Source organism: Rummeliibacillus sp. JY-2-4R (assembly GCF_053847205.1).
Map to the genome: position 1 here is coordinate 262,447 of NZ_CM132623.1, position 26,788 is coordinate 289,234.

20 protein-coding genes and 1 riboswitch are annotated in these 26,788 nt (G+C 35.5%); of the genes, 15 read left to right on the forward strand and 5 right to left on the reverse strand.

Features of this window, described 5'->3' with window-relative positions:
* The first annotated feature begins 716 nt into the window (after positions 1 to 716).
* The 6 genes from ACWV26_RS01275 to ACWV26_RS01300 all read left to right on the forward strand — a co-directional run bounded on the left by ACWV26_RS01275 (position 717) and on the right by ACWV26_RS01300 (position 8,600).
* The gene (locus tag ACWV26_RS01275; protein WP_455896588.1) at positions 717 to 1,436 is read left to right on the forward strand and encodes a response regulator transcription factor; all 720 of its coding nucleotides are present in this window, start codon (positions 717 to 719) and stop codon (positions 1,434 to 1,436) included.
* Positions 1,426 to 2,775: a sensor histidine kinase gene (locus ACWV26_RS01280; protein WP_455896589.1), complete on the forward strand. Its 1,350-nt coding sequence runs from the start codon at positions 1,426 to 1,428 to the stop codon at positions 2,773 to 2,775. Before ACWV26_RS01275 ends, ACWV26_RS01280 begins: the two co-directional genes overlap by 11 nt.
* The gene (locus ACWV26_RS01285; protein WP_455896590.1) at positions 2,772 to 3,467 is read left to right on the forward strand and encodes a PepSY domain-containing protein; all 696 of its coding nucleotides are present in this window, start codon (positions 2,772 to 2,774) and stop codon (positions 3,465 to 3,467) included. The genes ACWV26_RS01280 and ACWV26_RS01285 overlap by 4 nt, the downstream gene beginning before the upstream one ends.
* Positions 3,468 to 3,539: 72 nt before the next feature.
* The gene (locus ACWV26_RS01290) at positions 3,540 to 4,856 is read left to right on the forward strand and encodes a PepSY domain-containing protein (RefSeq protein ID WP_455896591.1); all 1,317 of its coding nucleotides are present in this window, start codon (positions 3,540 to 3,542) and stop codon (positions 4,854 to 4,856) included.
* Positions 4,857 to 4,958: 102 nt separating this feature from the next.
* Positions 4,959 to 5,137: riboswitch (cobalamin riboswitch) on the forward strand.
* Positions 5,138 to 5,321: 184 nt separating this feature from the next.
* On the forward strand, positions 5,322 to 7,544 hold the full coding sequence (locus tag ACWV26_RS01295; RefSeq protein WP_455896592.1) for a ribonucleoside-diphosphate reductase subunit alpha: 2,223 nt from the start codon (positions 5,322 to 5,324) through the stop codon (positions 7,542 to 7,544).
* Positions 7,545 to 7,559: 15 nt separating this feature from the next.
* Entirely contained in the window at positions 7,560 to 8,600 is a 1,041-nt protein-coding gene (locus ACWV26_RS01300) for a ribonucleotide-diphosphate reductase subunit beta (protein ID WP_455896593.1), read from the forward strand.
* A gap of 80 nt (positions 8,601 to 8,680) precedes the next feature.
* Here the strand turns inward: ACWV26_RS01300 and ACWV26_RS01305 are convergent, their stop codons facing one another.
* Positions 8,681 to 9,472, reverse strand: a complete 792-nt coding sequence (locus ACWV26_RS01305) for a TIGR00266 family protein (protein ID WP_455896594.1) — start codon at positions 9,470 to 9,472, stop codon at positions 8,681 to 8,683.
* Between the two features lie 429 nt (positions 9,473 to 9,901).
* On the opposite strand from ACWV26_RS01305, the gene ACWV26_RS01310 reads away from it, so the two are divergent.
* Positions 9,902 to 11,074 carry a saccharopine dehydrogenase C-terminal domain-containing protein gene (locus tag ACWV26_RS01310; protein WP_455896595.1) on the forward strand — a complete coding sequence of 391 codons (1,173 nt, stop codon included), beginning with the start codon at positions 9,902 to 9,904 and terminating at the stop codon, positions 11,072 to 11,074.
* Between the two features lie 50 nt (positions 11,075 to 11,124).
* On the opposite strand, the gene ACWV26_RS01315 is transcribed toward ACWV26_RS01310, so the two are convergent.
* Positions 11,125 to 12,498: a polysaccharide deacetylase family protein gene (locus tag ACWV26_RS01315; protein ID WP_455896596.1), complete on the reverse strand. Its 1,374-nt coding sequence runs from the start codon at positions 12,496 to 12,498 to the stop codon at positions 11,125 to 11,127.
* A gap of 139 nt (positions 12,499 to 12,637) precedes the next feature.
* On the opposite strand from ACWV26_RS01315, the gene ACWV26_RS01320 reads away from it, so the two are divergent.
* Together ACWV26_RS01320 and ACWV26_RS01325 are read left to right on the forward strand one after the other, a co-directional pair.
* Positions 12,638 to 13,387 (forward strand): threonine/serine exporter family protein, encoded by a 750-nt coding sequence (locus ACWV26_RS01320; protein WP_455896597.1) that lies wholly within the window; start codon positions 12,638 to 12,640, stop codon positions 13,385 to 13,387.
* A 10-nt stretch (positions 13,388 to 13,397) separates the two neighbouring features.
* Positions 13,398 to 13,862: a threonine/serine exporter family protein gene (locus ACWV26_RS01325; RefSeq protein ID WP_455896598.1), complete on the forward strand. Its 465-nt coding sequence runs from the start codon at positions 13,398 to 13,400 to the stop codon at positions 13,860 to 13,862.
* A 111-nt stretch (positions 13,863 to 13,973) separates the two neighbouring features.
* Here the strand turns inward: ACWV26_RS01325 and ACWV26_RS01330 are convergent, their stop codons facing one another.
* Positions 13,974 to 15,977, reverse strand: a complete 2,004-nt coding sequence (locus ACWV26_RS01330; RefSeq protein ID WP_455896599.1) for an EAL domain-containing protein — start codon at positions 15,975 to 15,977, stop codon at positions 13,974 to 13,976.
* A gap of 497 nt (positions 15,978 to 16,474) precedes the next feature.
* Between ACWV26_RS01330 and ACWV26_RS01335 the strand changes: the two genes are divergently transcribed.
* Together ACWV26_RS01335 and ACWV26_RS01340 are read left to right on the forward strand one after the other, a co-directional pair.
* The gene (locus ACWV26_RS01335) at positions 16,475 to 18,199 is read left to right on the forward strand and encodes an ABC transporter ATP-binding protein (RefSeq protein ID WP_455896600.1); all 1,725 of its coding nucleotides are present in this window, start codon (positions 16,475 to 16,477) and stop codon (positions 18,197 to 18,199) included.
* Positions 18,199 to 20,022 (forward strand): ABC transporter ATP-binding protein, encoded by a 1,824-nt coding sequence (locus ACWV26_RS01340; protein ID WP_455896601.1) that lies wholly within the window; start codon positions 18,199 to 18,201, stop codon positions 20,020 to 20,022. Before ACWV26_RS01335 ends, ACWV26_RS01340 begins: the two co-directional genes overlap by 1 nt.
* A gap of 613 nt (positions 20,023 to 20,635) precedes the next feature.
* Here the strand turns inward: ACWV26_RS01340 and ACWV26_RS01345 are convergent.
* Positions 20,636 to 21,691 (reverse strand): acyltransferase family protein, encoded by a 1,056-nt coding sequence (locus ACWV26_RS01345; protein WP_455896602.1) that lies wholly within the window; start codon positions 21,689 to 21,691, stop codon positions 20,636 to 20,638.
* Positions 21,692 to 21,801: 110 nt separating this feature from the next.
* Here ACWV26_RS01345 and ACWV26_RS01350 point away from each other — a divergent pair, with 110 nt between their 5' ends.
* The 3 genes from ACWV26_RS01350 to ACWV26_RS01360 all read left to right on the forward strand — a co-directional run bounded on the left by ACWV26_RS01350 (position 21,802) and on the right by ACWV26_RS01360 (position 23,521).
* Positions 21,802 to 22,665 carry a GNAT family N-acetyltransferase gene (locus tag ACWV26_RS01350; protein WP_455896603.1) on the forward strand — a complete coding sequence of 288 codons (864 nt, stop codon included), beginning with the start codon at positions 21,802 to 21,804 and terminating at the stop codon, positions 22,663 to 22,665.
* A 29-nt stretch (positions 22,666 to 22,694) separates the two neighbouring features.
* Positions 22,695 to 23,264, forward strand: coding sequence for a GDSL-type esterase/lipase family protein (locus tag ACWV26_RS01355; RefSeq protein WP_455896604.1), 570 nt, complete (start codon positions 22,695 to 22,697; stop codon positions 23,262 to 23,264).
* 116 nt (positions 23,265 to 23,380) lie between these two features.
* A complete protein-coding gene (locus tag ACWV26_RS01360; protein ID WP_455896605.1) occupies positions 23,381 to 23,521 on the forward strand; it encodes a hypothetical protein in 141 nt (46 codons plus the stop codon).
* Between the two features lie 159 nt (positions 23,522 to 23,680).
* Here ACWV26_RS01360 and helD read toward each other — a convergent pair whose 3' ends face one another.
* Positions 23,681 to 25,843 carry an RNA polymerase recycling motor HelD gene (gene helD, locus ACWV26_RS01365; protein WP_455898151.1) on the reverse strand — a complete coding sequence of 721 codons (2,163 nt, stop codon included), beginning with the start codon at positions 25,841 to 25,843 and terminating at the stop codon, positions 23,681 to 23,683.
* 205 nt (positions 25,844 to 26,048) lie between these two features.
* Here helD and ACWV26_RS01370 point away from each other — a divergent pair, with 205 nt between their 5' ends.
* The gene (locus ACWV26_RS01370) at positions 26,049 to 26,783 is read left to right on the forward strand and encodes a glycerophosphodiester phosphodiesterase (protein WP_455896606.1); all 735 of its coding nucleotides are present in this window, start codon (positions 26,049 to 26,051) and stop codon (positions 26,781 to 26,783) included.
* Positions 26,784 to 26,788 lie beyond the last annotated feature (5 nt).

The window sequence follows — 26,788 nt, forward strand, 5'->3', positions numbered from 1 at the left end:
AGATTAGTAATCCAAAGATTATTGAAGTGGAATTGAGCTGCGACTCCCAGCTAGAAAAAGCGAGACAGGTGAGACCCCGCATCGAAGTGTGGAGACTCACAGCTCGCTTAGCTCGGAAAGCGAAGCTAATTCCACTTCTATTTAAAATTAAATTAGTATTAAATAGTTTATCAATACAATAAAAGGTTGAGGAGGATAAAAAATAACGCTCGACTTTACCGGAAATCAACCTATTAGAATTACCGATAATTTGTCGTTAATTCTAATCAGAAAATCAATTAGTATATCCTAGACAGTCCTTTTTCAAATTTGAATTCTCATCATTTTATAATCAATACATGGTACCATAAAGTGAAACTCAAATCAGTAGGGGCTTTCGACGTACAGGATGTACTAGTGCCAACGTTGCCACAGGACGTGGCGTTTTTAGTTGGCCTTTCCTCACTGATTGTTAGTCCCGTTCTACTGTCGTTAAGATCGCAGAGCGTACGCTCTGCGATCAATCGACAGTACGAACCCGATTAGTTCAACTAAACCGCTACTAACGCATCGGTAAGTTTCACTGTATCTCACCAATCAGGCGTTTACGGGCAGTTATCTCAACTGCTGCTTCTTCGAATTTTCTAAAGCCTTGAGATGAGAGTTTTACTGCTCGTTAACGCGGGATAAACGTAAGACGATAAATATTTAAACAAAAAATAGCAGGTGAATACAATATGCCAGAACGTATTTTAATAATCGAAGACGAAGAAAAAATTGCCCGCGTTTTGCAATTAGAATTAGAGTTCGAAGGCTATGAAACAGGAATTGCTCACACAGGCTTAGACGGACTTAATTTATACCAAGAACAAAAGTGGGACTTAGTATTATTAGATATCATGATGCCTGTAATGGATGGTATTAAAGTGCTAAAAAGAATCCGAGCAATAGAATTGACAACACCCATTATTATGCTCACTGCAAAGGACGAATTGGATGATAAAGTATCAGGTTTAGACCAAGGCGCTAATGACTATATTACAAAACCTTTTGCAATAGAAGAATTACTAGCCCGTATACGTGTGGCATTACGATTGAACAAGAACTATCAAAAAACGGATACATCTACTAAAAAACAAGATTTATTTTTGCACGAGTATGGTGGGCTTTCTATACATGAAAAAACGCGTGAAGTAATAAGAGACGGGGATTCAATTAATCTAACACCTCGGGAATTTGAACTTTTGCTCTATTTGCTAAAGCATCCCAAACAAGTACTTACGCGCGAACAAATTTTAGATAGGGTATGGGGATTCGACTATTATGGAGATACCAATGTTGTGGACGTTTATATTCGATATGTCCGTCAGAAATTAGATAAAGGTAGCAATAATCCGCTCATCCATACAGTGCGCGGTGTAGGCTATGTGCTAAAGGAACAAACAAATGAAGCTTAAGACAAAAATACATATATTCTCGACCTTACTAATGTTGATTATCTTAGTACTTACTACAATCGGTATCTATTTTATGTACAAGAAGATGGCATATGATACAGAATATCAGCAATTGTTAGATGAATCGAAGGAACTTGTAACATCGATTAATCAGACAAGCTCCTTTAACGATCCTGCAACTATTTTAAGAGCATATATTCCAGTGAATGGTGCCATTCGTATTGTAGACCATACTGGAAAGTTAATCGTTAATGTGCAATCGATAGAAGGTATTGAAAATTACAATCCTGAGCTACTTCTTAACAGCTATCGAGTAGAGGATTATCAAAGCAAAGCCATCTTATCGTTTAATGTCCCAGTAATTTGGAAAGATGGTTCTATTGTTTATGTGCAAATGATGAAATCGATGAAAAATGTAACGAATACATTATCGCTTTTACGACTTGTTTTAATTGGGATGATTACATTAGCAGCAATTCTTGTATTACTTTCTAGTATGACACTCGCTGAAATTGTTTTAAGACCCATTCAGAGTTTAACGTCCACAATGAAACGGATTAGTCGATCCGGTACATTTGAGAGAATTGATATGAGTAGAAAGGGTAAGGACGAGCTCGGAGAAATGAGCCAGACTTTTAATCATATGATGGCTCAACTGGAACAAGATTATCGAAAACAGGAACAATTTGTATCAAATGCTTCCCATGAGCTAAAAACCCCATTAACAGTAATAGAAAGTTATGCGCGTTTATTGAAACGTCAAGGCTTTAAAAATAAAGATGTGGCAGAAGAATCGGTAGAAGCAATTTTAAGTGAATCAGTGCGAATGTCTGAAATGATCCAGCAAATGCTTGAACTGGCAAAAAGTAAAGAACGAACATCGCTACAAATGGAAAAGGTTGATGTATATCATTTATTAAACCAAACATTACAGCAAATGCATCAAGCTTATAATCGAAATTTTTATCTACATGGAGAGGGGCCACTATTTATTACAACGCATGAGCAAAAAATCAAGCAATTGTTTTTAATTTTCCTTGAAAACGCTCGTCGTTATAGTGAAGAGGATATTCATGTTTTTTTAACAGCTAATCCCCTCGTTATTAAAATTCAAGATAATGGAGAGGGTATTGCGAAAGAACATATACCACACTTATTTGAACGTTTTTATAGAGTGAGCCAAGATAGAAATCGCAAAACAGGAGGAACGGGTCTTGGACTTGCGATAGCGTCAGAAATTGCTACACAACTCCATATCGATTTATCTGTTGAAAGCACGGTAGGAGAAGGAACTACTATGATTTTGACGTTTAACGAGCAAAAGGAGGAACGCCCATGACTAAAGTAAAGCATTGGACAGTCCTAACGTTTATCGTATTAATCATCATTGCTGTTCTGATCTTATTGTCAATGTGGAGTCATATAACCAACGAAAGTGATAAATCCACTTCAGAAGTTTATAAAACAATCAAGGAAATGTATGGTGGGGAAATTACCTCTTTTAAAAACAATGGAAAAGAGTATGTGATGGAGCTTTCGAAAAACGGTGCGAGATATCATGTAGAAGTTGAAGCAAAAGACGGTAAAATTACTAAAATGGAAAGAACAGATTTAGTAGGATTAAAGCATGAAGATTTAATTTCAGAAGATGAAGTGAAACAAATAATTAAGGAAAATTACGAAGGGAAAATAGTGCAATCACTGTTAAAGACAGAGCAAGATATACTTGTATACCAAGTGCAAATTGTTAATCAGACTAAACAGAAGAAACGAAATGTATTAGTTGACGCGACTACAGGTGAAATTCTAGCTGAAGCGGGGGAAGATACAAAAACTGCTAATGCCATCGTAAGCAAAAAGAAGGCTCAACAAATTGCTAAAAATAGGTTAAATGGTACGATTCGTGATACGACTTATTTTGAAACAAGTAGTGGAGGCTATTATTTAGTGGAAATTGTTTCTAATGGAAAAGTAACAACGTTTCAAATTCATGCAGTAACGGGTAAAATCATGTCTTTTACAAATAATTAGATTTCTAAATAAGATTCACACTTTATAATAATTACTTCAAAGCCACTTAAAAAGAGAATGGAGGGCTGAAAAATGAAGAAAATGATTATTGCATTAATAGTCACTTGCTCTCTAGCGGTTTCGGTTTCTTGTGTTGTGATAGCGCAGAATACGAGCCAACAACATATTTTGTCATCAAAAGAAATCTCTCAAAAAGCTTTAAACTATGCAACCGGGAAAGTATATAAAATTAAACTAGACAATAAAAAAGGTGATCCTGTTTATGTAGTGAGTGTAATGGATAAAAAAGCAAAGTATGAGTTGAAATTGAATGCTAAAACAGGTGAGCTCTTAGAAAAAACAACAGAGTATAAAACCTTAAGCATTGCAAGAGAAAAGATTAGCTTAGAAAAGGCAAAGAAAATTGCTTTAAAATCAGTAAAAGGTCAAATTCTAAGAGCCAAATTAGATAAAAAAGATAAAGTATACGAAATTACTATAGTTAAAGGAAAGCTCAAATATGAAATAGAGATTAATGCGATTACAGGAAAAATTGTTAGTAAAGAAAAAAAGACAGCCATAATTAGCAAAGCAATTAGTTTAAAAAAGGCAAAGAAAATTGCGTTAAATACTATGGGCGGAGTGGTGCAACAAGTTAACTTCAATCGCGATGGTGGTATTTATGAAATTCACGTAGTTAAAAACAAAACGTCTTATAAATTTAATATCGATGCCTATTCAGGAGAAATTATTAATCGTCAAAGTGACGGACCAACAGAACCTGATTCCGAAAACGGAATTGGACTTGAACAAGTAAAGCAGATAGCTATAAACACTGTAGGTGGAGCAGTAACAGAGGCTAATTTAGATCAGGGTAATAATATTTATCAAGTGAAAGTACAAAATGGAGATACTGTGTATGACATTGAAATTAATGCAAATACCGGTGCCGTAATTAGGCAAGAAAAGCAATCTGCTTCTCAAACTTTTGCAAGCTTAGAACCAACATCGATTGGGATTGATAAGGCCAAAGAAATTGCTTTATCCAAAATACCTGGAACAATAACTTCAGCAAATTATAACCAATCAGATGGAGTTTATGTCATTACAATTGCTGCTAATGGCAATGAATATACTGTTGAATTGAATGCCCAAACCGGTGAAATGGTTAGACAAGAGCAAAAAGAAAATAAAGTTTCAAATAATAGTAACGAATCTACTATTATTACAACCGAACAAGCATCTCAAATTGCTTTAACAAAAGCAAAAGGGACTGTTACAAAAATTAATTTAGTAAATAATATTTATGAAGTAGAAGTAAAAGATGGGACGTACTTATATGCAATTAAAATTGATGCGAATACAGGAGATGTCCTAAACTTTGATAAGGAATATGAAACAAAAGACTAATTAATTCCTATTAGAGAGTGTTATTTTCTTTAATTATGCTATTGTACTTGTGTAATATAAACACAATATGTTAGATTGTATATATCGAAAAACACAATATCTAGTATGTGAGCGGAAGTTGGTACCAGCAATGGTTTAATAGGGAATTCGGTTAGAAGCCGAAGCTGTCCCCGCAACTGTAAGTGTGGACATTTGTCAATTAGCCACTGAGCTATGCTTGGGAAGGATGACAAAATGGAGGAAACACAAGCCAGTAGACCTGCCAAATTTTCGTTTTGTGACACTTTCTTCGGGGCCTTAAGAAGTGGAAGTACATAATTCACAGTTGGTTTAGCTTGTATAAATCCCTTACTGTGACTTTATTTGTTTCCATTTCAATTAAAGCGACTATGCTGCCGATGAAGGCAGATAGTCGCTTTCTTTTTGGCTGATACGAATTAGCATAATGAAAAGGAGACTACAAATATGGTAACGATTAAAGAAGAAAAAGAAACGGTATTGCAGAGACTAGAAGATGAATTTGGCCAAGAGGAAATGAGTCCCTTACGCCGTAAGCATGAACGTTTCATGCAAAAACACCCTGATGCAACAGAAAAAGAATGGATAAAAGCATTAGCGCTCCATGCACTAAGTTTTCTCGATGAGGAAGAACCTTATTGGACTTTTGTTGCGGCAAAATTATTGCAAATAGAAATTTATCATGCTGCAGCAGATGTTAGACAAGTTTCAATTGAAAAAATATATCAAGTTTTTCCACAACATATTCGTAAATATGTTGGTAAAGGTCTATATAATCCTGTACTGATAGAAGCATATTCAGAAAATGAACTACAACAATTAGCGGCTGAACTTGACCCGAAACGAGATGAATTATTTACATATATAGGATTAAAGACATTAATAGATCGTTATGTTACGCGTGATTTTGACAAAACGCCAATCGAATTACCTCAAGAGCGCTGGATGATTATTGCGATGACATTAATGCAAAATGAAAAGGAAAATCGACTTGAAAAGGTAAAAGAAGCTTATTGGGCGATGAGTAATCTCTATATGACAACAGCAACTCCTACTCTATCAAATGCAGGTAAAACGCATGGTCAGCTATCAAGTTGCTTCATCGATACTGTAGATGATAGTTTGCAAGGTATATATGATTCCAATACAGATGTTGCGACACTTTCAAAATATGGTGGCGGTATCGGAGTTTACATGGGGAAAGTTAGAAGCAGAGGGTCTTCTATTCGGGGATTCAAGGGCGCTTCTAGTGGAGTCATTCCATGGATTAAGCAATTAAATAATACAGCTGTATCAGTTGACCAACTTGGACAACGCCAAGGGGCAATAGCCGTTTATTTAGATGTTTGGCATAAAGATATTTTTTCATTCCTTGATTTGAAATTAAATAATGGAGACGAACGTATGCGAGCTCACGATATTTTCACAGGCATTTGTCTTCCTGATTTATTCATGGAAGCTGTAGAAAACCGTGAAGATTGGTGTTTATTTGATCCTCATGAAGTTCGTTCGTTAATGGGGTTTGACTTAGAGGACTCTTATGATGAAAAGCGTGGTGAAGGCACATTCCGTAAGAACTATCTTGCTTGTGTTGCCAATACATTATTATCACGTGAAGTCGTTCCAGCAATTGATATTATGAAACGAATTATGCGTAGCCAGCTTGAAACAGGTGTACCATACATGTTCTATCGTGATGAAGTAAACCGCAAGAATCCAAACAAACATGAAGGTATGATTTACTCTTCGAATTTGTGTACAGAAATAGCGCAAAATATGTCAGCAACGGAATTTGAGTCTGTTGAGCTTGAAAATGATCTTATCGTTACACGCCGTAAACCTGGAGATTTTGTAGTATGTAATTTATCTTCCATCAACTTAGGAAGAGCAGTCCCTGAAAACGTATTAGAACGACTTATCCCAATTCAAGTAAGAATGCTGGATAACGTCATTGATTTGAATAATATCCCAGTAAAACAAGCACAACGTACGAATGCACGCTATCGCGGAATTGGTCTAGGAACTTTTGGATGGCACCATTTACTTGCAGTTACTGGTATTGCTTGGGAATCAAAAGAAGCTGTTGAATTTGCTGATCAATTGTATGAGAAAATTGCTTACTTAACAATCCAATCATCTATGAGACTTGCAGAAGAAAAAGGTGCTTATCCATTATTTGAAGGCTCTGAATGGAAAACAGGGACTTATTTTGAAAGTCGAGACTATCAAGATGCAAAATGGAGAGCCCTTCAAAAAGAAGTTGCAACAAAAGGAATGCGTAATGGGTATTTGATGGCTGTCGCTCCAAATTCAACGACTTCTATTATTGCGGGAAGCACAGCAAGTATAGATCCTATTTTCCAAAAAAGCTATTCGGAAGAGAAAAAGGATTATAAGATTCCAGTAACGGTACCAGATTTGAACAAAATGACAACCTGGTATTACAAATCAGCTTATTTTATCGATCAAAACTGGACAATCGAGCAAAATGCTGCGCGTGCACGCCATATTGATCAAGGGATTTCGTTGAATCTTTATGTACAAAATACGATTAAGGCAAAAGACTTGCTGGCACTTCACCTAAATGCATGGAACAGTGGTATTAAAACAACCTATTATGTTCGATCTACATCTGTTGAATTACTAGAATGTGAATCATGTGCAAGCTAAGGGGAGAGATGAATAATGGTTGAAGTAAAAAAACGCGAACTCATGGACAAAAAAGCACCCAATCGCGCTACGGGAATCGTTAATGGACGTTCATCCAATATATTAAATTGGGACGATGTTCAATTTAGTTGGGCATATCCTAAATATAAAAAAATGCTAGGGAACTTCTGGACGCCATTTGAGATTAATATGAGTAGTGATATTAAACAATTTCCGCAGTTAACGAAAGAGGAGCAACAAGCATTTAAAAAAATCATTGGTTTACTAGCACTACTTGATAGTATTCAAACAGATTATGCAGGAAGAATTGCCGATTATTTAACGGATTCTAGTTTGAATGCACTGATGATTATCTTGGCTCAACAAGAGGTTATTCATAATCATTCTTATTCCTATATTCTTTCTAGCCTTGTTTCAAAAGATGAACAGGATGAGGTATTTGACTTTTGGCGTACTGAACCGGTATTAGAAAAACGCAATGACTTTGTGATTAAAGGTTATAAACAATTTGCACAAGATCCAACTGTTCCACATATGTTAGACTCCATTGTCTATGATGTGATTTTAGAAGGGCTATTCTTTTATTCGGGATTTTCGTTCTTCTATCATTTAGCACGCAATCAAAAAATGGTAGCAACAAGTACAATGATCAACTATATCAATCGTGATGAACAATTACATGTTGATTTATTTGTGAAGATTTATAAGGAGTTGTTAGAAGCATACCCGGAATACAATACACAAGAACGTGCAAGTAAGGTTGAAAAAATATTCCGTGAAGCGGCTGAGCTTGAAATTGAATGGGGTCGGGAAGTAATAGGTGATAAAATCGATGGCTTGGATATTGAGGATGTAGAAGATTATATCTACTTCTATGCCAATGTTCGCTGTTCACAACTTGGATATGAGCGACCTTTTGAGGGCTATCGCAAAAACCCAATGAAATGGATTAAAGCTTATGAAGATGTAGATTTAGGGAAAACGGACTTTTTTGAACAACGCTCGCGCCAGTATGTGAAAGTTAATGTTCAAGATAATGGGTTTGATGAATTATAGATTACATAAAAATGCTGCACTAGTCATGTCTTTGACTAATGCAGCATTTTTAGTTTCCCAAAGCTTAAAGTCATTCAGCTTTAATCGTTACTGAAAAGGTCAAAAAGTCCGCCAATTCCTTTTTCGTCTGTTGATGAACCTCCAAATTTCCCTGGTGCTGCAGCAAATACTCTACTCGCTAGTCGGCTAAATGGAAGAGATTGAACCCAAACAGTTCCAGGGCCGCTAAGTGTTGCAAAGAATAAGCCTTCCCCGCCAAATAAAGCAGTTTTAACTCCACCAACAGCTTCGATATTATAATCTACTGAGCCTGTCATCGCCACAAGGCATCCTGTATCAATTCGAAGTTTTTCTCCAGGTTGGAGATCTTTGCGAACAATTGTACCGCCAGCATGAACGAATGACATGCCATCGCCTTCTAGTTTTTGCATAATGAAACCTTCACCACCGAAGAAACCTGTACCTAGTTTTCTTTGAAATTCAATGCCGATGGAAACACCTTTTGCCGCGCATAAGAAAGCGTCTTTTTGGCAAATGATTTTACCATTATATACACTTAAATCCATTGGGATGATTTTACCTGGATAAGGTGCTGCAAACGAAACATGTTTTTTTCCCGTGCCTTCATTTGTAAATGTAGTAACAAATAAACTTTCTCCTGTTACCAAACGTTTACCTGCACCCATTAACTTGCTCATAAAACCACCGCCACGACCAGAGCCGTCTCCAAATAACGTTTCCATACGAATGCCGTCTTCCATCATCATTAATGAGCCTGCTTCAGCCACAACAGTTTCATTTGGATCTAACTCCACCTCAACAAATTGCATATCATCGCCATGAAGCTTGTAATCAATCTCATGATTATTCATTCCAAATACCTCCAAATGGTTAGATTAGTTCAATATAAGTATAAATACGAATGGCAAATAAAAAAAGTTTCAACATTCAAACATATGTAAATAAGTGAAAAATATAGCTCATGAATTAATGGATATTATTTTTGTGTAAATTTTAATGTAAAGAAAGGAAAATGCATTGAATAGTTTGTGGCAAAAATGTTGGCTTTGGTCATAAATGAATTAAGTATTAGATTGTTCTTTTATCTTTGCTTTGCATTCACAGCAGATTGTACAGCATGATGTTCCATGAACATGCATACAGATATATTGGAAGGTTTAAACGGGACGACTAGATTCGAAGACACCTTTCTTAGTTCGATTTTTCCTAAGTATATTTTATTTAAAAAAAGGCTAATCCTACTCAAATCAATGTGAATAAGACAAAAGGGGGAGCAAAGTATGAAAATTGCAGTATTAGGTGCTGGTTTAATGGGTAAAGAGGCTGCTCGTGATTTAGTGAAAAATCCAAATATCGAGAAAGTTTTCTTGGCAGACTTAAATCTTGCACAAGCACAGCAATTTGCAGATACACTTCAAACGGACAAAATTGAAGTAATAAAATTAGATGCATCTGACGATCAACAACTAAAAGTAGTCATGTCTAAAGCAAACGTTGTAGTCAATGCACTATTTTATAAATTCAATGAAAAAGTCGCACGTACAGCTATTGAAGTAGGTGTACATTCAGTTGATCTAGGTGGACATATTGGTGGTGTAACGGACGAAATATTAAAGTTAGATAGCGCGGCTAAGGCAAAGGGGATTACACTTATACCAGATTTAGGTGTAGCACCAGGTATGATCAATATCTTAGCGGGATTTGGAGCTTCCAAATTAGATACTGCAAAATCTATTAAAATTTATGTAGGTGGTATTCCAGTGGAAAAAGAGCCGCCTTTAGAATATAATGTTGTATTTTCATTGGAAGGGGTTTTCGATCATTATACAGATACTTCCCATGTAGTTCGTAATGGAAAATTACAAGAAATACCATCCTTATCCGAAGTTGAACCATTTTACTTCAAGGGATTTAGTGGATTAGAAGCTTTCCATACATCGGGAGGATTATCTACTCTTCCAAAATCATATCCAAATGTTCAGACACTTGAATATAAAACAGTTCGATATTCCGGGCATGCAGAAAAGTTTAAATTACTTGTTGATTTAGGCTTAACTAGTAAGGAAACATTCGTTAAAGTAAACGGAGATACCATAAAAGTTCGTGATGTATTACGTGAAGTATTGCAAAGTAAATTAGAGCTTGGTAATAAAAAGGACGTTGTGTTACTTCGCGTCTTAGTAAGTGGAGAACGCAATGAGGAAGTGGTAACATACGAATACGAAATGGTCACATATAGAGATCAAAAGAATAATGAAACAGCTATGGCGCTAGCAACTGCTAATACGATTGCTGTAGTTGCTCAATTAATAGGGGATGGTACAATTACGGACCGAGGTGTATTCCCTCCGGAAAAAATTGTACCAGGAGAAGAATATATACGAGAAATGCAAGCGCGTGGTGTAAGCATTACTGAAACCAAACATCGCTCAACGAACATCGTCAAAGGATAAAAAAATAGGGCTTCTAAAAGTTCAAAAAGAATTTTTAGAAGCCCTTATTATTATTTTAATTGAGTTTGATTTAGCTCTGAAACTGTTACGAATGTATAGCCTTCTTTTTCAAGATAATTAAGAACTGCATCTAGGCCATCTGCAGTTGGCATATGGACATCATGCATTAAAATTATCGATCCTGAATGAGTTTCCTTTTTTACATATGCTAATATTTTTTTTGCGTTACGATGCTTCCAATCTAATGTATCAACATTCCACAAAGTGACAGGCAACGAAGTTTGAGAACGGACTCTTTTGTCAACACAGCCATAGGGTGGTCTAAATACAGTAGGATTACGACCAGTTGCTTTCTGGATAGCTTTATTTGTTTTGGCTATTTGTTCTTTAATTTGTTTGTTCGTAAGCGTTAGTAAATTCGGATGTGAATAAGAATGGTTCCCAATTTCGTGACCTGCATCTTTTACTTGTTTTGCAATTTTAGGGTGAGCGTTAACTTGCGCTCCAACCATAAAGAAGGTAGCTTTTGCATGGTGTCTTTTCAAGATTTTTAAAATTTTCGGTGTTACAGTATTATTTGGACCATCGTCAAATGTAAGTGCTACAACTTTTTTATTTGATACTATTTTTTTCTCTTCAACTTGAAAAGATTTTGCAAGTATACTGTTTATAGAAGATAATGGAATCGTTACAAGATTTACTTGTTGCATAAATTCATCATTGTTGAAATAAATAGTAAGCGTATCATCTGTAAGAGTAAAATTTTGAAAGTTTATCCAAAGTGGTTTTAAATCGTCATTTAAATCTTGCGTTTTTATAACTCTTTGTTGATCGTAACTTTGGGCTATTTGCTTCTTTGCAGCATTAGATAGAGGTGCAAGATGATCCTTAGTTTGTATAACATCTTGTAGTAATAGTTGTTTCTTGTTTTTTTCATCATACATAAAAGTTTTTACAATTTTTTGTTTAGAACCTATACCAGTATCAATAATTTGTGTTAAAACAAATGAGTAATAGTTTTTTTTGTGTACATTGGTTTTGAAGGAGATAGTGAGATTACCAACCTGACTACCATTTTTATGTAATAATACAGACATATCCTTTAAATATTGATCACGAATTGTATGTACAGTGTCTGTAACAGATTGATTGAATACTTTACTTGAAGTATAGGGATATTGAATACTATATGGAGCACTTTTATCGGTGGATTTTTCCGTTACAATATCTATACCATTAAATGTTGACTTTTCCTTTACAATATCTGACGATGCAGCAAGTGCGGTATGATTAGAATCGCCTTTTAAAATGCTTCTGTATTGCGAATTTAGTATGCAAAGAATTAAAACGGTGATCGTTAGAATAGCACTAATGAGGGTGAAATTTATCCAACTTATTTGCTTTCTTGGATGCAATGTAGCCATATTTCAAAACCTCCTTCTTATATTGTTGATATTATTCTAACTTATTCGACATAGATATGGAGTGAAAAGTTTTAGAAAATTACAGTAAATTTATATAAAATTACTATTGGATTATTTTATGTATGAGGTGAGGGGTAAAATGATTGAAACAACACAGGAAGAATTGGCAATCGATTGTTTTCTTCTCGCAGGTCGTCTGCTTATACAAAGTGGTGCAGAAACATATCGAGCAGAGGATACGATGTTAAGAATGGCCAACTCGCAAGGCTTAACAGATGCACAAAGCTTTGTGACCCCTACTGGTATTATTTTCTCTGCTGGGCATAAGCGACCTACTAGAATAGCTCAAATATCAAGTCGAACAACGGATTTAGAGAAGATTGCATTGGTCAATTCAGTCTCAAGAAAGTTGACTGCAGGTGCAGTTTCATTAGAAGATGCATATCAAGAGCTGTTGCAAATTGAACGTACAAATTTATTTTTCCCAATATGGGTGCAGGTTTTAGCTTCTGCCATTGCCAGTGGTTGCTTTTTAATCTTATTTAAAGGTCCATGGATTGACGTTCCATATGCTGTAATTATTGGTGGAATCGGATACCTAATCTTTTTATCTATGCATTCTTTGACAAAGGTAAGGTTTTTTGCGGAATTTACAGCTTCATTTTTTGTAGGATTACTTTCTGTATTGGTTTATAAAATTGGGTTAGGCTTACAACTTGATAAAATTGTTATAGGTTCCGTTCTGCCTTTGGTACCGGGGTTGCCAATTGCAAATGCTGTTCGGGATTTAATGGCAGGGCATTTTGTGTCAGGTGTAGCTAAGGGAATGGAAGCACTTCTTACTGCCTTCGCAATTGGTGCGGGAGTAGCGCTAGCGCTATCGTTTTAGGAGGAATATCATGGACTTTATTATTCAAGGAATTCTTAGTTTCATAGGAACTGCAGGATTCGGTATTATTTTTAACGCACCTAGAAAGACATTATTTCATTGTGGGCTAGTAGGTATGACGGGCTGGCTTATCTATTCTGCCTTTTTGCAACAGGGTGTTGATGCAGTTTATGCAACGTTTGCAGGTGCCTTTCTGATTTCCATTGTGGCGCATATTCTTGCAAGACGATTTAAAACGCCGATGATTGTATTTAGCGTTGCAGGCATTATTCCCTTAGTTCCTGGTGGGCTTTCCTATAATGCAATGCGTACAATCGTAGAAAATGATTATGTAGAGAGTATTCAATTTGGTGCAAGAGTATTTATCGTTGCAGGAGCGATTGTTATGGGCCTAGTATTTGCGGAAGTATTTATGCAGTTGATATTCACCGAATTAAGAAAGCGAAAAGCGAGGAAACTGGCAAAAGCCTCTTAATAGAAAAGGCTTCATCAAACGGTTTAACCATATCCAATGTATGATTGGTTCTAATTTATAAAATAAAAAAGCGATTGATTCCTTAAATTACAGGATTCAATCGCTTTTCCTTTACAATAATTTTTCGATTTCTACAGCCTCTACCGGTCGACTGATAAAATACCCTTGAATCGCATCACAGCCATATTCTGTAAGAATATCTTTTTGTTCCTGTGTCTCAACACCTTCTGCAAGAACGTTCATATTCATGGACTTTCCAAATTGGATCATACCACGAATCAATTTTTGACATGTATTTTGATATTGAATAGAAGAGATGAACGTTTTATCAATCTTAATTTGAGATAAAGGCAATAGCTGCATATATCTAAATGATGCATAACCTGTTCCAAAATCATCTAGTACAAAGACAACGCCATCATTTTGTAATTGTTTCATTTGTTGAATAATAGACGTTTCAGCCTCTGCTTCTAATGCGAACTTTTCTGTTATTTCAATAATAATTAGATTTGCTGGGCAACCGGTTTCTTCAAGGATTCGATGAATTTGACTAACCATATTCTTGTCGCGGAATTCACGTACAGATAAGTTGATGCTAACTTTTAAATCGAGTCCTTTTTTCTTCCAATTGACAGCCTGTATGCATGCTTGCTCAATCATAAATGTTCCAATGTCATTGATTAACCCTGTCTCTTCAGCAAGAGGTATTAATATATCAGGAGTAATTGTTCCGATTTCTTCATCATCCCAACGTACTAAGGCTTCTGCAGTCGTGATTTTTCCAGTTCTTAAATCCATTTGTGGTTGATACAAGACTCTCAAATCTTTTTTGTCCAGTGCTACAAGCAGACGTTTTTCGATAATTGACTTTGTATGTAATGCTTTGTGGTCGGCTTTTGATAGACTAACAATATTGCCCCCACCGTCAGACTGGACTTTTTGGATGGCAGCATGAGAAGCTTTCATCAATTGTGAAAATGAAATTTGGTCATCTGGATACTTCGTCATCCCTCCACTGATTGAAAGAGGTAAAGTAGTATTATTTATATAAATTGGGTGTTGTTCTAAATAAGTTAGAAAACCTTGGATAAACCATTCGCCAAGCGGAGTTAGAACAGCAAATTCATCGATATTCACTCTTGCCATTGTGCTATCTTGGAAATAAATCTTCATACGTTGTGTAAATTCTTGAAGCAATATTTGTTGAGCTTGGTTACCATATAGCTCTTTTAAAGAATAGAATTTATCGATTCTTAGATAGACTAAAGTAAAATGATGCTTTTCTGTTATCATTTCATTGACAATTTGCTCTAAACGGAATCGATTGATTAATCCAGTTTCTTGATCAATATAAGCAATCTTTTCAAGTCGATTTTGTAATTTTTTCTTTTCAGTTATATCATTTTCTAATAATAGAAAGCTTGACGGATTTCTTGGAGTACCAAAAATAGGGATGGCAGTAAGGTCTACCCAATATAATTGGCCATCTTTTGTTATTTTCTCAACTTCACCTTTCCATTGTTTTCCTTCTTGTAGAGATTCCCAAATCTTATCTGAAGTTTCAGAAGTTTGAGGGAACATTTGCCAGAAGGTTTTTCCAATTATTCGTTTCGGTGTCCATTTACTATATTTTAAGTATAAGTCATTTGCGTATGTAATTAACCCTTCGTCATCTACAGAAAGCATCATATATGATGATTCTAGACCATCACGGATACTTGAATACTCGCTATGTGTTAAAAGGTCTTGTTTTTCGAAATCACTAAATAGAAACTGGCAAGATACATAGCGATCACTATCAATAGTAAATGCTTTAAATGCGGCAGGAGCAAAAAGGATTTCGCCTTTTTTTGTTTGAAAATTCATTGATTCTATTTGTATAGGATCAGCGGAATGAATAATAGATTTCCAAAATTTACTATAAAAATATGCAGATTCTTTCTCATCAAAGGGCGTAAAAGACCCTATTATTTCATCAGCGCTATAACCGAATGTTTTTTCTGCTTGACGATTCCAAGCAACAACTATTCCCTCAGTATCCAAAATAGCCATTGGATAAGGCATTTGATTTAATATTGGATTAGTCGTATCAAAAATTGTTTGAATGTCATTCATGGATTCTACTTCTCCTCGAAATTTCTATATTTATTATTATAGTAAATAGAAAGTGATAAGTCATTAGTAATAGATAGGGTTATGAAAAATAATTTATTAGGACATATGATTAATAATTTCATTATAACTTAAAAGAATGTTGTTTTGAATTCAGTAAAATTTATTTAAAGTATATTTACAAAGTAGTGTTTTTACGGTTTGAATTTTAATTTATTGACTATTTCTAAAGTCCTATAAAAGGCAGTTGGAAGGAAATTAAACTTTATGCTTGATTGTGGCATAATAAGGTTTACCTACCATTTTATTTGCAATAAAACAATTTCATAATCCAATCCAATGACTAATTAAAAAGCAACATTCTATTCGATGTACAAAGTTACTGATTAATTGCCAAATAAACACTATATAAAATATTATCAGAATTATCTAATTATGCATTTTGAAAACCAACTTATTAATTAACTAGAAAAGCGCTTAGTTCAGAAGGGGGATTTATATTGAAGACAATTTTTCAATACATAAGACCATATAGAGTGCCTGCTATTATAGCTATTTTGCTTATGTTTGTTGAGCTTTTTGTCGAGCTTTCACAGCCTTTGCTGATTCGAAAAATTATTGATGAAGGCATAGTTCAAAAAGAGGGGCACACGATTCTAATTTGGGGAACTGTTATGCTAATGCTCTCGTTGCTATCATTTTTTGCTGGTATTTCGAATTCCTTTTTTTCAGGGTATGCAGCGCAAAATTTTGCTTATGATTTACGCAATGCGTTGTTTAGAAAAGTTCAATCATTTTCCATGACCACTTTTTTGCGCTTTCCAACTGCAGGTTTGATTACAAGATTGACAAATGATGTGTCACAAGTTCAACAAGTGTTTTTTATGAGTTTGCGTGTGATGATGCGAACGCCATTAGTAGTATTTGGTAGTTTAATCATGGCATTTTATGTGAACGCATCACTAGCAATTTATTTAGTCATTGGTGTACCCATACTTGTTCTATTCATTTATATGATGGTGAAAAAAAGTATTAGTCAATTTAGTGCGATGCAACGAAGGATTGACCGATTGAATCGAATGATCCAAGAGAATTTACAAGCAATGAGATTAGTAAAAGCATATTTACGAGGATTATATGAAGAAAGCCGTTTTCAAAAAGTGGCAAATGCATTAAAGGATGATACATCTAATGCTTTACGATTAATGGAATATATGCAACCAATCCTGTTAATGATTATGAATTTTGCGATGTTGGCAGTGTTATGGTTCGGTGCTGAGCAAATTCAAACAGAACAAACCAAAATTGGTGATTTAGCTGCTATTGTCAATTATACAATGAGAATGACAGGGTCCTTTTCCATGTTTGCATTCATCATCACACTCTTTTCTCGTGCAAAGGCGTCAGCTAACCGGATGGAAGAAGTCCTTTTGGTTGAAAGGGGAATAGAGGATGCTAGTGTAGATCATCAATCATTTTCGTCAACACAAAAAGGTGAGCTTAATTTCGAAAATGTTTCATTTCAATATCCATTAACAGATCGTTATGTATTGAAAGATATATCGTTTACTTGTAAACATGGTGAAAAGATTGCCATTATGGGTGCGACAGGTTCCGGAAAGTCCACTTTACTTCAGCTTGTTCCTAAATTTTATAACATTACAAGTGGTCGTATTCTAATAGATGGTGTTGATCTAAAAGATTGGGATGTAAAGAAGCTTCGCAACAAGATTGGCTATGTACCCCAACGCTCGTTACTTTTTACAGGGACCATTTTAGAAAATGTCACTTGGGGAAAAGTCGATGCATCGCTAGAAGAGGTTGAAAAAGCAGCAATACAGGCTCAAATTCATGATTCAATTATGCATTTTCCAAAAGGATATCAAACACGAGTTGGGCAAAAAGGTGTGAATCTATCAGGTGGGCAAAAGCAGCGATTATCCATTGCACGCGCTATTATACGGAAGCCTGAGTTTCTACTATTAGATGATAGTACGAGTGCACTTGATGTCAAAACAGAATCAGCGCTTTGGGAGTCACTTGCTGATGAACAAGCAACAATGCTTGTTGTAACGCAGAAAGTCCATACAGCAAAAGGGGCAGATCGAATTTTACTATTAGAAAACGGTGTAGCAATAGCTTTTGGAACGCATGATGAGCTGATGGAAGACTCACCAATGTATCAGAAAATTGCAAAGTCCCAAATGTCTAAGGGGGTGTTGTAATGCTTAAATCATGGCTACATTCGCATTTGTATGAGCCTATTCTTACAAAAGAAGATATCAAATCTTCTAAGAAGAAAAAAGGCGCAAGAGCAAGTAATTGGCAAAAGGCATTAAAGCGTATCTGGAAAATTGTTGATGAACAAAGAACCTTATTTATTGTCGTATTATTAATGGTTATTGTAAGTACTATTTTGTCATTATTAGGACCTTATTTAATAGGTAAGATCATTGATAAACATATAATAGCAAAAGATTTTGCTGGCCTTAAGACAATGATTCTAATACTTATTTTTGTTTATATTGGGTTATCAATTACACTTTTTTTACAAAACTATTGGATGATTGGTATTGCACAGCAAACTGTTTATCGAATGCGTTCGGATCTGTTCACAAAACTACAACGCTTGCCCATCTCCTTTTTTGATAAAAGACAGCATGGTGAGTTAATGAGCCGAATGACAAATGATATGGATAATATTAGCTCTACATTAAATAGTACCTTTATCCAAGTTTTCTCGAGTGTTTTAACGTTAGTAGGAACAATAATTGTCATGCTTTCAATGAGTCCGTTTCTAACATTGCTCACGATGTTAATCATACCAGCCATGTTCTTGGCAACACGATGGATCACAAGAAGAACAGGAAAATTATTTAAAGGCCAACAGCAAGCATTGGGTGAATTAAATGGGATGATAGAAGAAATTGTTTCAGGACAACGCGTGGTGAAGGCTTTCTCTCAAGAGCAAAGAGTGATGGAAGAATTCGCGGAAAAAAGTAGCCATCTTCGTCGAGTAGGATACTGGGCAAATGTCTATTCTGGTGGCATTCCGAAAGTGATGAACTTCTTGAACAATGCAAGTTTTGCCTTGGTAGCAGGCGTTGGTGGAATTATGGCATTAAAGGGATATGTATCGATTGGAACAATTGTAATTTTCGCAGAATATGCTCGCCAATTTACGAGACCATTAAATGATTTAGCCAATCAATTTAATAATGTATTATCAGCTATTGCTGGGGCAGAAAGAGTATTTTCTATTATAGATGAGAAAGAAGAACAAGATGAGGCAAAGAATGTGCCCATTCGTAAAATTCTAGGTGATGTCAAGTTTTGTGATGTATCATTTCAATATGAAACTTCTGAGGAAGAGCAGACGATTTCAGCTATCAATTTTCATGTAAAAAAAGGCCAAACAGCTGCATTGGTCGGTGCAACGGGGGCTGGTAAGACAACGATCATGCAACTGCTTGCTCGTTTCTATGATGTACAAAAAGGACAGATTTTAATCGATAATATACCAATTCAACAATATTCTCGAAAAAATATTCGAGAGAATATGGCATTTGTACTCCAAGAACCGTTTCTTTTTGAATCAACAGTAAAAGAAAACATCCGCTATGGCAGACTAGATGCCACTGATGAAGAAGTAATTGAAGCAGCGAAAAAGGCAAATGCACATGAATTTATCACATCATTACCACAAGGATATAATACGTTTTTACAAGCAGATGGCAGTGAAATCAGTCAAGGGCAAAAACAATTATTATCCATTGCTAGAGCACTTGTAGCAAACCCTTCGATCTTGTTACTAGACGAAGCAACAAGCAGCATCGATACAATCACCGAATTAGAAATCCAAGAAGCCTTAGAACACCTAATGGAAGGCAGAACAAGCTTCGTCATTGCCCATCGACTTAACACAATCCAAAAAGCCGATGTAATCTTAGTCATGCAACAAGGAAAACTAATAGAATATGGATTAAGAGAAGACCTTATAAAGAAAAAAGGCATATTTTATAGCATGTTGGAACAATCCAAGTTATAAGACAAGGGATTAGTTAATTTGTTAGCATAAATTAAATGTTAAGTAATTTCTTTTGTGATGAGCAACCGCAGGAGTAACCACTGAAAGGGAATGCTAAATGCATTCAAACTTTTACAAAAATAATTGAAATAAAAAAAGCTAGAGGCTGTCCAAGTATACTGTATGGTGTTTAATTTGCCTTTCTATTTGAAATGGAAAGGCAAATTTTTTTCTTTAATCTGTTGATTGTAGTGGAAGGCGAATCCTCTTTGACCCATTTTTGTGCTAGCTTTGCTTTGATTTCCTTTTCAGTGATATCAAATTGTTCTGCAATAGCAACGATTGGTTACTAAAAAGTTGGAGTGAAAGAATATTTTCAATAAAATTACAGGGAGAATTTAATGGAGATTAGTATCCCAAAATTATTGAAGTGGAATTAGCGAAGACTCCCGCGGGAAAAGCGAGATCAGGTGAGGCCCCGCAGTGAACGAAGTGAGCGAGGAGACTCACCGCTCGCCCGCAGGAAAGCGTAGCTAATTCCACTTCATTTCAAAATAAAATGAGTATAAGATTTGTTTCTCACTACCCTAGAGGAATTTCGTAACAATTCATCAAAGTATCCCATTTTTTAATGTCACACTGTTTTCGTCTTAACAGGATTCTTAAATCTAAAATTCCCCATTAATAGCCCTGCATATGGCATAAACCGTTTCATCAAAACAGAAATAATAATTGGGATTATGAGACAAATCAATGTATAACCAACTAGCCCATACTCAATAAAATCATTCATAAATTTATCGACTGAGATATGGAAATACATTATGGTAATGGAATGTACCTCAATAAACTCAAAAATCTTTAATCGAAGATGTTTTGTAACAAACTGGAAGATACCGAAAATCATAATAAGAAACGCCATTGGAATGACAATATCTAAAATTGGATGATTATAATGAACAAACTTCATACTTTGATGATAATCAAATCGTCCATTCCAAGTAAGCCACATAGCAGTCAATGCAATGACTGTACCTGTAATCCATAAAGGCAATTTTACATGTAAGAAAACTTCTTTAGCAAAATAACCAATTGCGAAATACACAACGGCAATTAACACGACATCTAAATTCCAAGGAATCAGAATTGTTTGGGAAGCTTCATCTACAGATCCACCAATAATATTGACAATATAATGACTTTCTACCTCAGCTAAAAAGTAACAAATAATAAGAACTAGGATTTGACCTACACGTTTTAAATAGCGTGTGATAAGTAAGAATAAGAGGTATGTGAAGAATAATGTAGTGATAAACCAAATAACCCCGTAAGAACCTCTGGCAAAACGGCCGCCAAAAATGATTGTAAGTAAATCGTGTAAATACCATCCAAGGTCCGTATTTCCTGTTACAAATGCTAGTATATAGCGGAAACATGTTATGATGGTTACAAAGAAAATATAAGGAACCATTAATTGCATAAATCGTTTTTTAATCGAAAGAATCATGGATTCATTTGAATCTGCTGGTTTAAAAAATAAGCCGCTAAGTACAAAAAATGCGGGCATATGAAACCAATAAATATACGTTAGCAAAGGGTAATCTAGATCTTTAGGGTAATGTCCAATGACTACTAAAACCATTAAAAGACCTTTTACTGCATCGACCCAAGTTAATCTTTTTTTAGACATTTTTTAAACCTCCAAAGCGATTTTATATCTTTAGTCGCAATGTGAGAAGTAGGTAAAAATAATATTTTAATATCATTTTAATTTCAAAACTGTTACAAAATGGAGGACTTATGGATATTTTTTTAATGAAAGCCTCTTTCCCTCTTGATGAATTGACAATTGATGAGATGAAAGAACTAATGCAGCATGCGAACACACTGGACCAACAAGAATATTCCCATTTATTCCATATGGATAGATTGGGTGAATATATGAATCAGGGCTTCGTTGTATTAGCATATAACGAACAAGATCAACTATTGGGCTATCTAAGCGCAATTGATTTATATGGACTAAATACTTATGAATGGAGTGCAATTGTACACCCTGATTATCGTCGCCTGGGTATTGGTACAGCGATGGTTCAAGGTTTTGCCAGTGCGTTAGCAGAACGTGATGCATTAGGTGAGATGGCTCTAACATTTAATAGTGAAGCGGGTCATCAATTCCTTGAGAAAATGGAGTACGAATACAGTTCTACGGAAGCAACATTACATGCTATTGCAAAAATCTGTACGATATCAAAGAATATTACCGTTCGGCCATTTGAAGAGCAGGACAGAGAAACACTCATAAAATTAATGCATGACGGCTTTGGTGATTTGCCTGAAGAAACGAATGAACTGATTACTTATAATACGGAAACACCAGGACGCACACTTTATATGGTAGAAGTTGAAAACCAAAAAGTTGCCACTGTATCATTAGTAGAAAATGATATGGGTATTTGGATAACTGCCTTTACAGTTCAACAATTGTTCAGAAGAAAAGGAATTGGCTCGGCTATACTACAATGGGCAAAAAACGAAACTTTTGAAAGACAACAGGAAAATGTGCTATTGGATGTAGAAATAGATAATAGAAACGCTCTTAGTGTTTACAAAAATGCAGAATTTACACCTATACAACAAGTAGATTTTTTCATAAAGAAATAAAAGCAAATTTAGATATGGAGAGTGTTATCGTGAAAGTAGTTTGCTTTGGAGATAGTATAACCGCAGGAACAGAAGGGCAACCAAAACCTATGTTAACATCCATGCTAGAAAAACAATTACCAAAACACCAATTCATCAATGCAGGTGTACCAGGAGATACAACTGTAAAAGCCGAAAAACGCTTAAAACAAGATGTATTAATTGAAAAGCCAGATTTGGTTGTCATCTTCTTTGGGGCAAATGATTCAGCAACGCATAAACTCGTACCAATAGAAGGTTATGAGGAAAATTTGCGAAGGTTTGTTAATGATATTGGAGCGGAAAAATCCATTCTCATTACACCTGCTCCAGTAGACGAATCGTTGCAACCACACCGCTTAAATGAACGGATTAAGTTGTATGGAAATTCAGTAAAGAACATTGCAAAAGATACAGGGAGTTCTATCATAGACTTTTTTGCAGAACTTTTTGAACGTGAAAATTATAAAGAACTCCTTGTTGGAACAAACAACGATGGATTACATTTTGGTGTATCAGGGTATTCTATTTTATCTAAACTAATTGCAAATGAAATTAAGGCAATTGAAGAAAGAAAATAAGGAATCAATTTTCCACAAAAGTAATCATATTTTTAGATTATCCTTTTACGGAACTCATATTTTGTAAAAGTGAACATATTTATTTAGATATAACGTACTTTTAGGAGGGAATATTCATGAGACTACCTGCATTGCAAAAAGTAGAAAGTTCACATAAGAATCTTTTTAGCCAAATCCTCTCTAAAATCGTGGGGCGTAATTTAAATAAACCAGAAAATCGAAAAAAACGTTATGACCCATTACATCGTCGAAATTAAAGGTGATATTCGCCTGTACTAAAAAAGCCGAAGACCTGTTAGTAATTTTCTACAGGACTATCGGCTTTTCTTTTTATGAACCATAATAAAAAAGAATATATTTTCTCTCAAAACAAGTGGAGTTGGCATATCGATTTGATTTATGTAGACTTATTCATCCTACAATAATAAATCTTCCTTTTTAGGTGCAACTAAATGTAATTCATGCATGGCACGAGTTAGGGCAACATATAAGAGCTTGCGGTCAATTGGTGTATCACGGAAAGGATGATCGATGGCAGCGATAATTACGGCATCAAACTCAAGGCCTTTCGCCAAATGACTAGGTACAATAAGCAAAGCCTCTTGATCAATTTCAGAAGTCTCTGATAGAGTTTGCACTTTTACTTTCGTTTTTTGTAATTGCTTCGCAGCTTTTTTCGCTTCTTCGGTTGTTTTGCAAATTAGCGCGATGGAATGATGACCCTTATCCCGAATTTGTTCATAAATTTCCGCAATTTCGATAGCATCAAAAGTAGCCATTTCATGAAATATTGGCTCAGCACCATGACGAACGACCGGTTCAACTAAAGGTAAATCTTCATCCATTTTCTCTAAAATTTGATTGGCCACTGCCATAATTTCGATTGTGGTACGATAACTCTTTTGCAACGTTTTGTAGCTAGCTCGAGGGAACAGTTCACGAACAGGAGCCCAATCAGTTAAAGAGCGATAGCTGTGAATACCTTGTGCAAGGTCACCAACCATAGTGAACATATCTGTTTCGAGTCCCTCTTTTAAAGCGGCAAGTTGAAATAAACTGTAATCTTGTACTTCATCTATAAAGACAACCTTCATCTTCCAGTCATCTTTGATCCCTTTGATTTTAGCTTGTAAATAAAAGATTGCAGCTAAATCTTCTAAAGCCCAAGTCTCTTTTCTGTGTGCTTCGAAAAATCGGTCATGTTCTTCTTTTGTCCAATTAGGAGCAAACTCTTCTTGTAGTACTCGATTGGTTAAAAACTCCCGGTAAAGCGGTTTAATCTTATATTTTTCAAAGCGTTTCATATAACGTGTGACAACGTTTTTTGCTTCTTTTTCGACGGCTGGAATTCGTTCATCACGCTCATCTATCCATTTTGTGACTACTTCTTTTCGCTTCGAATCATCACGGATACCAAACAATGCTTTGTCTAATACGGCATCATATCGTTTTTTGAGAGTGTATAGAAGCTGTTTCTTTTTTTGACGAACATGATTTTGCATGACTGCGCGGACCTTAGCGATTCTCTTTTCTAAAGGTAGATAATTATAATCTTCTAAAAAGAGCCTGCGTATATGGGAAGCTTTTAATATTCGATATTTTTCAATATAGACGTCTTCGAATTGATCTGCGATTTGATTTTCAATTTTTTTGACGTAACGAGACATTATGTCACGGTACTCTAAAGTTCCTTTCATTTTGGAAACCCATAGTGCGGTATCATCCGTACTTTCTTGTTGAACTATTTTTTCAAGTTGTTCATCTGGATTTTGCAATTTTAACTTGATACTTGTAGCATTTTGTACATATTCCGCATAGGTTGTTTGACATATGTGTCCAACACCGAGCTCTGGAAGAACATCCGCGATGTAATCGATGAATAATTTGTTCGGAGCTAAAATCATTAAATCTTGTGCGCGAAAATGTTCGCCCATAGTATATAAGAAATAAGAGATTCGGTGAAGGGCGATAGTCGTTTTTCCACTACCTGCAGCACCTTGCACGAGAATGGGTTGTTTTAAGTGCGCGCGGATGACTTCATTTTGCTCAGCTTGGATGGTTGAGACAATTTCAGTCAAGCGAACGTCAGCTTTTCCAGCCAAAGCATCTTGCAAAAGTTCATCATTTGTTGTGAGATCAATATCGCGAACTTCGAGTAACCGACCTTTTTCAATTTTATATTGTCTTTTAGAAAAGAGGTGCCCCTTAGATTCCTCGCCGTTTACTTCATATGTTAAGTCTCCAAGTCTGCCATCATAGTAGACATTTGCAACGGGTGAACGCCAATCAACGATGATTGGTTCTTGTGTTTCACGGTCAAATAGAGAGGTTTTTCCAATATATAATTTTTCTGCAGGTTCGTTTTCCTTCTGGAAATGGATGCGTGCAAAATACGGCTTTTGGCGAATGGCCTCTAATCCTTCACGTTGGTTTTTCGCCATATCAAAGAATCGAGCATTTGTTAGGATATTTTGATAGCTCAAACTAGAATCTAAATAATCTAAATCAGCCATGGCTGTACGAATATTTTCTTGAGCAGTTTGCACATCACGTTTTGATTCATCTAACAATTTTTGCATATAATATTTTGTGTATGCTAAATGTTGTTCTTCTTCCTTAAAATCAGGATGTTGTGTCAAGAAATCGACCTCCTATCTTTCATAGGGTGATTAACTATTACTATACTCTTTTTACTATTGTATATGAAGTTTTGCGTTATTTGAAAGGAACTGTGGTATAGAATAGAGAGCATAGAGAAATTGTATTGTTGGAGGAATGGAACAAATGGACATATTTGCACATCGAGGGGCATCAGGCAATTTTCCAGAAAATACATTAGCCTCATTTAAAGAAACAGCAAAATTACCTATATATGGAATTGAATTGGATGTTCAGCGTACTAAAGACGGTGTATTAGTGATAAACCATGACGAAAAAATCGATCGAACATCAAATGGCAAAGGCTATATCCGAGATATGACGTTTGAAGAAATTCGTTCCTACGACTTTGGAAGTTGGAAAGGGAAGCAGTTTACAGGAGAGAAAATTCCAACTCTTGATGAAGTGCTCGATTTATTTAGAGCAACTCACCATATGATTAATATCGAATTGAAAACAGACGTATTTGAATATCCGTGTTTAGAAGATGATGTGATAGAAACAGTGAAATCTCACGACATGATGGAACGTGTATTATTCTCATCATTTGATCATGAAATCGTAGAAAGAGTGATTGAAAAGGCGCCAAACAATGACGTAGGTGCCCTTTTTATGAAAATTTTAATAAACCTCGATGAGTACGGAAAGATGATTGGCACAAATGCCCTTCATGTGTCCTTAGTTGCAGCAAAGCGACAAGCCGTGAAAAAAGCAATTGAAGCGGGCAATCGCCTAAGAGTTTACACAGTCAACTCAACAGAGGACTACGATGAAATGGAAGAACTTGGGGTAAATGGAGTTTTCACAGACTACCCAGAAAAACTATATCGTCATGCCTATCATAAAAAGTATGGTGATTAGCGAAA

Coding starts and splice junctions, on each gene's coding strand:
- ACWV26_RS01275 (WP_455896588.1), top strand. CDS start 717: ATGCCAGAACGTATTTTAATAATCGAAGACGAAGAAAAAATTGCCCGC.
- ACWV26_RS01280 (WP_455896589.1), top strand. CDS start 1,426: ATGAAGCTTAAGACAAAAATACATATATTCTCGACCTTACTAATGTTG.
- ACWV26_RS01285 (WP_455896590.1), top strand. CDS start 2,772: ATGACTAAAGTAAAGCATTGGACAGTCCTAACGTTTATCGTATTAATC.
- ACWV26_RS01290 (WP_455896591.1), top strand. CDS start 3,540: ATGAAGAAAATGATTATTGCATTAATAGTCACTTGCTCTCTAGCGGTT.
- ACWV26_RS01295 (WP_455896592.1), top strand. CDS start 5,322: ATGGTAACGATTAAAGAAGAAAAAGAAACGGTATTGCAGAGACTAGAA.
- ACWV26_RS01300 (WP_455896593.1), top strand. CDS start 7,560: ATGGTTGAAGTAAAAAAACGCGAACTCATGGACAAAAAAGCACCCAAT.
- ACWV26_RS01305 (WP_455896594.1), bottom strand. CDS start 9,472: ATGAATAATCATGAGATTGATTACAAGCTTCATGGCGATGATATGCAA.
- ACWV26_RS01310 (WP_455896595.1), top strand. CDS start 9,902: ATGAAAATTGCAGTATTAGGTGCTGGTTTAATGGGTAAAGAGGCTGCT.
- ACWV26_RS01315 (WP_455896596.1), bottom strand. CDS start 12,498: ATGGCTACATTGCATCCAAGAAAGCAAATAAGTTGGATAAATTTCACC.
- ACWV26_RS01320 (WP_455896597.1), top strand. CDS start 12,638: ATGATTGAAACAACACAGGAAGAATTGGCAATCGATTGTTTTCTTCTC.
- ACWV26_RS01325 (WP_455896598.1), top strand. CDS start 13,398: ATGGACTTTATTATTCAAGGAATTCTTAGTTTCATAGGAACTGCAGGA.
- ACWV26_RS01330 (WP_455896599.1), bottom strand. CDS start 15,977: ATGAATGACATTCAAACAATTTTTGATACGACTAATCCAATATTAAAT.
- ACWV26_RS01340 (WP_455896601.1), top strand. CDS start 18,199: ATGCTTAAATCATGGCTACATTCGCATTTGTATGAGCCTATTCTTACA.
- ACWV26_RS01345 (WP_455896602.1), bottom strand. CDS start 21,691: ATGTCTAAAAAAAGATTAACTTGGGTCGATGCAGTAAAAGGTCTTTTA.
- ACWV26_RS01350 (WP_455896603.1), top strand. CDS start 21,802: ATGGATATTTTTTTAATGAAAGCCTCTTTCCCTCTTGATGAATTGACA.
- ACWV26_RS01360 (WP_455896605.1), top strand. CDS start 23,381: ATGAGACTACCTGCATTGCAAAAAGTAGAAAGTTCACATAAGAATCTT.
- helD (WP_455898151.1), bottom strand. CDS start 25,843: ATGCAAAAATTGTTAGATGAATCAAAACGTGATGTGCAAACTGCTCAA.
- ACWV26_RS01370 (WP_455896606.1), top strand. CDS start 26,049: ATGGACATATTTGCACATCGAGGGGCATCAGGCAATTTTCCAGAAAAT.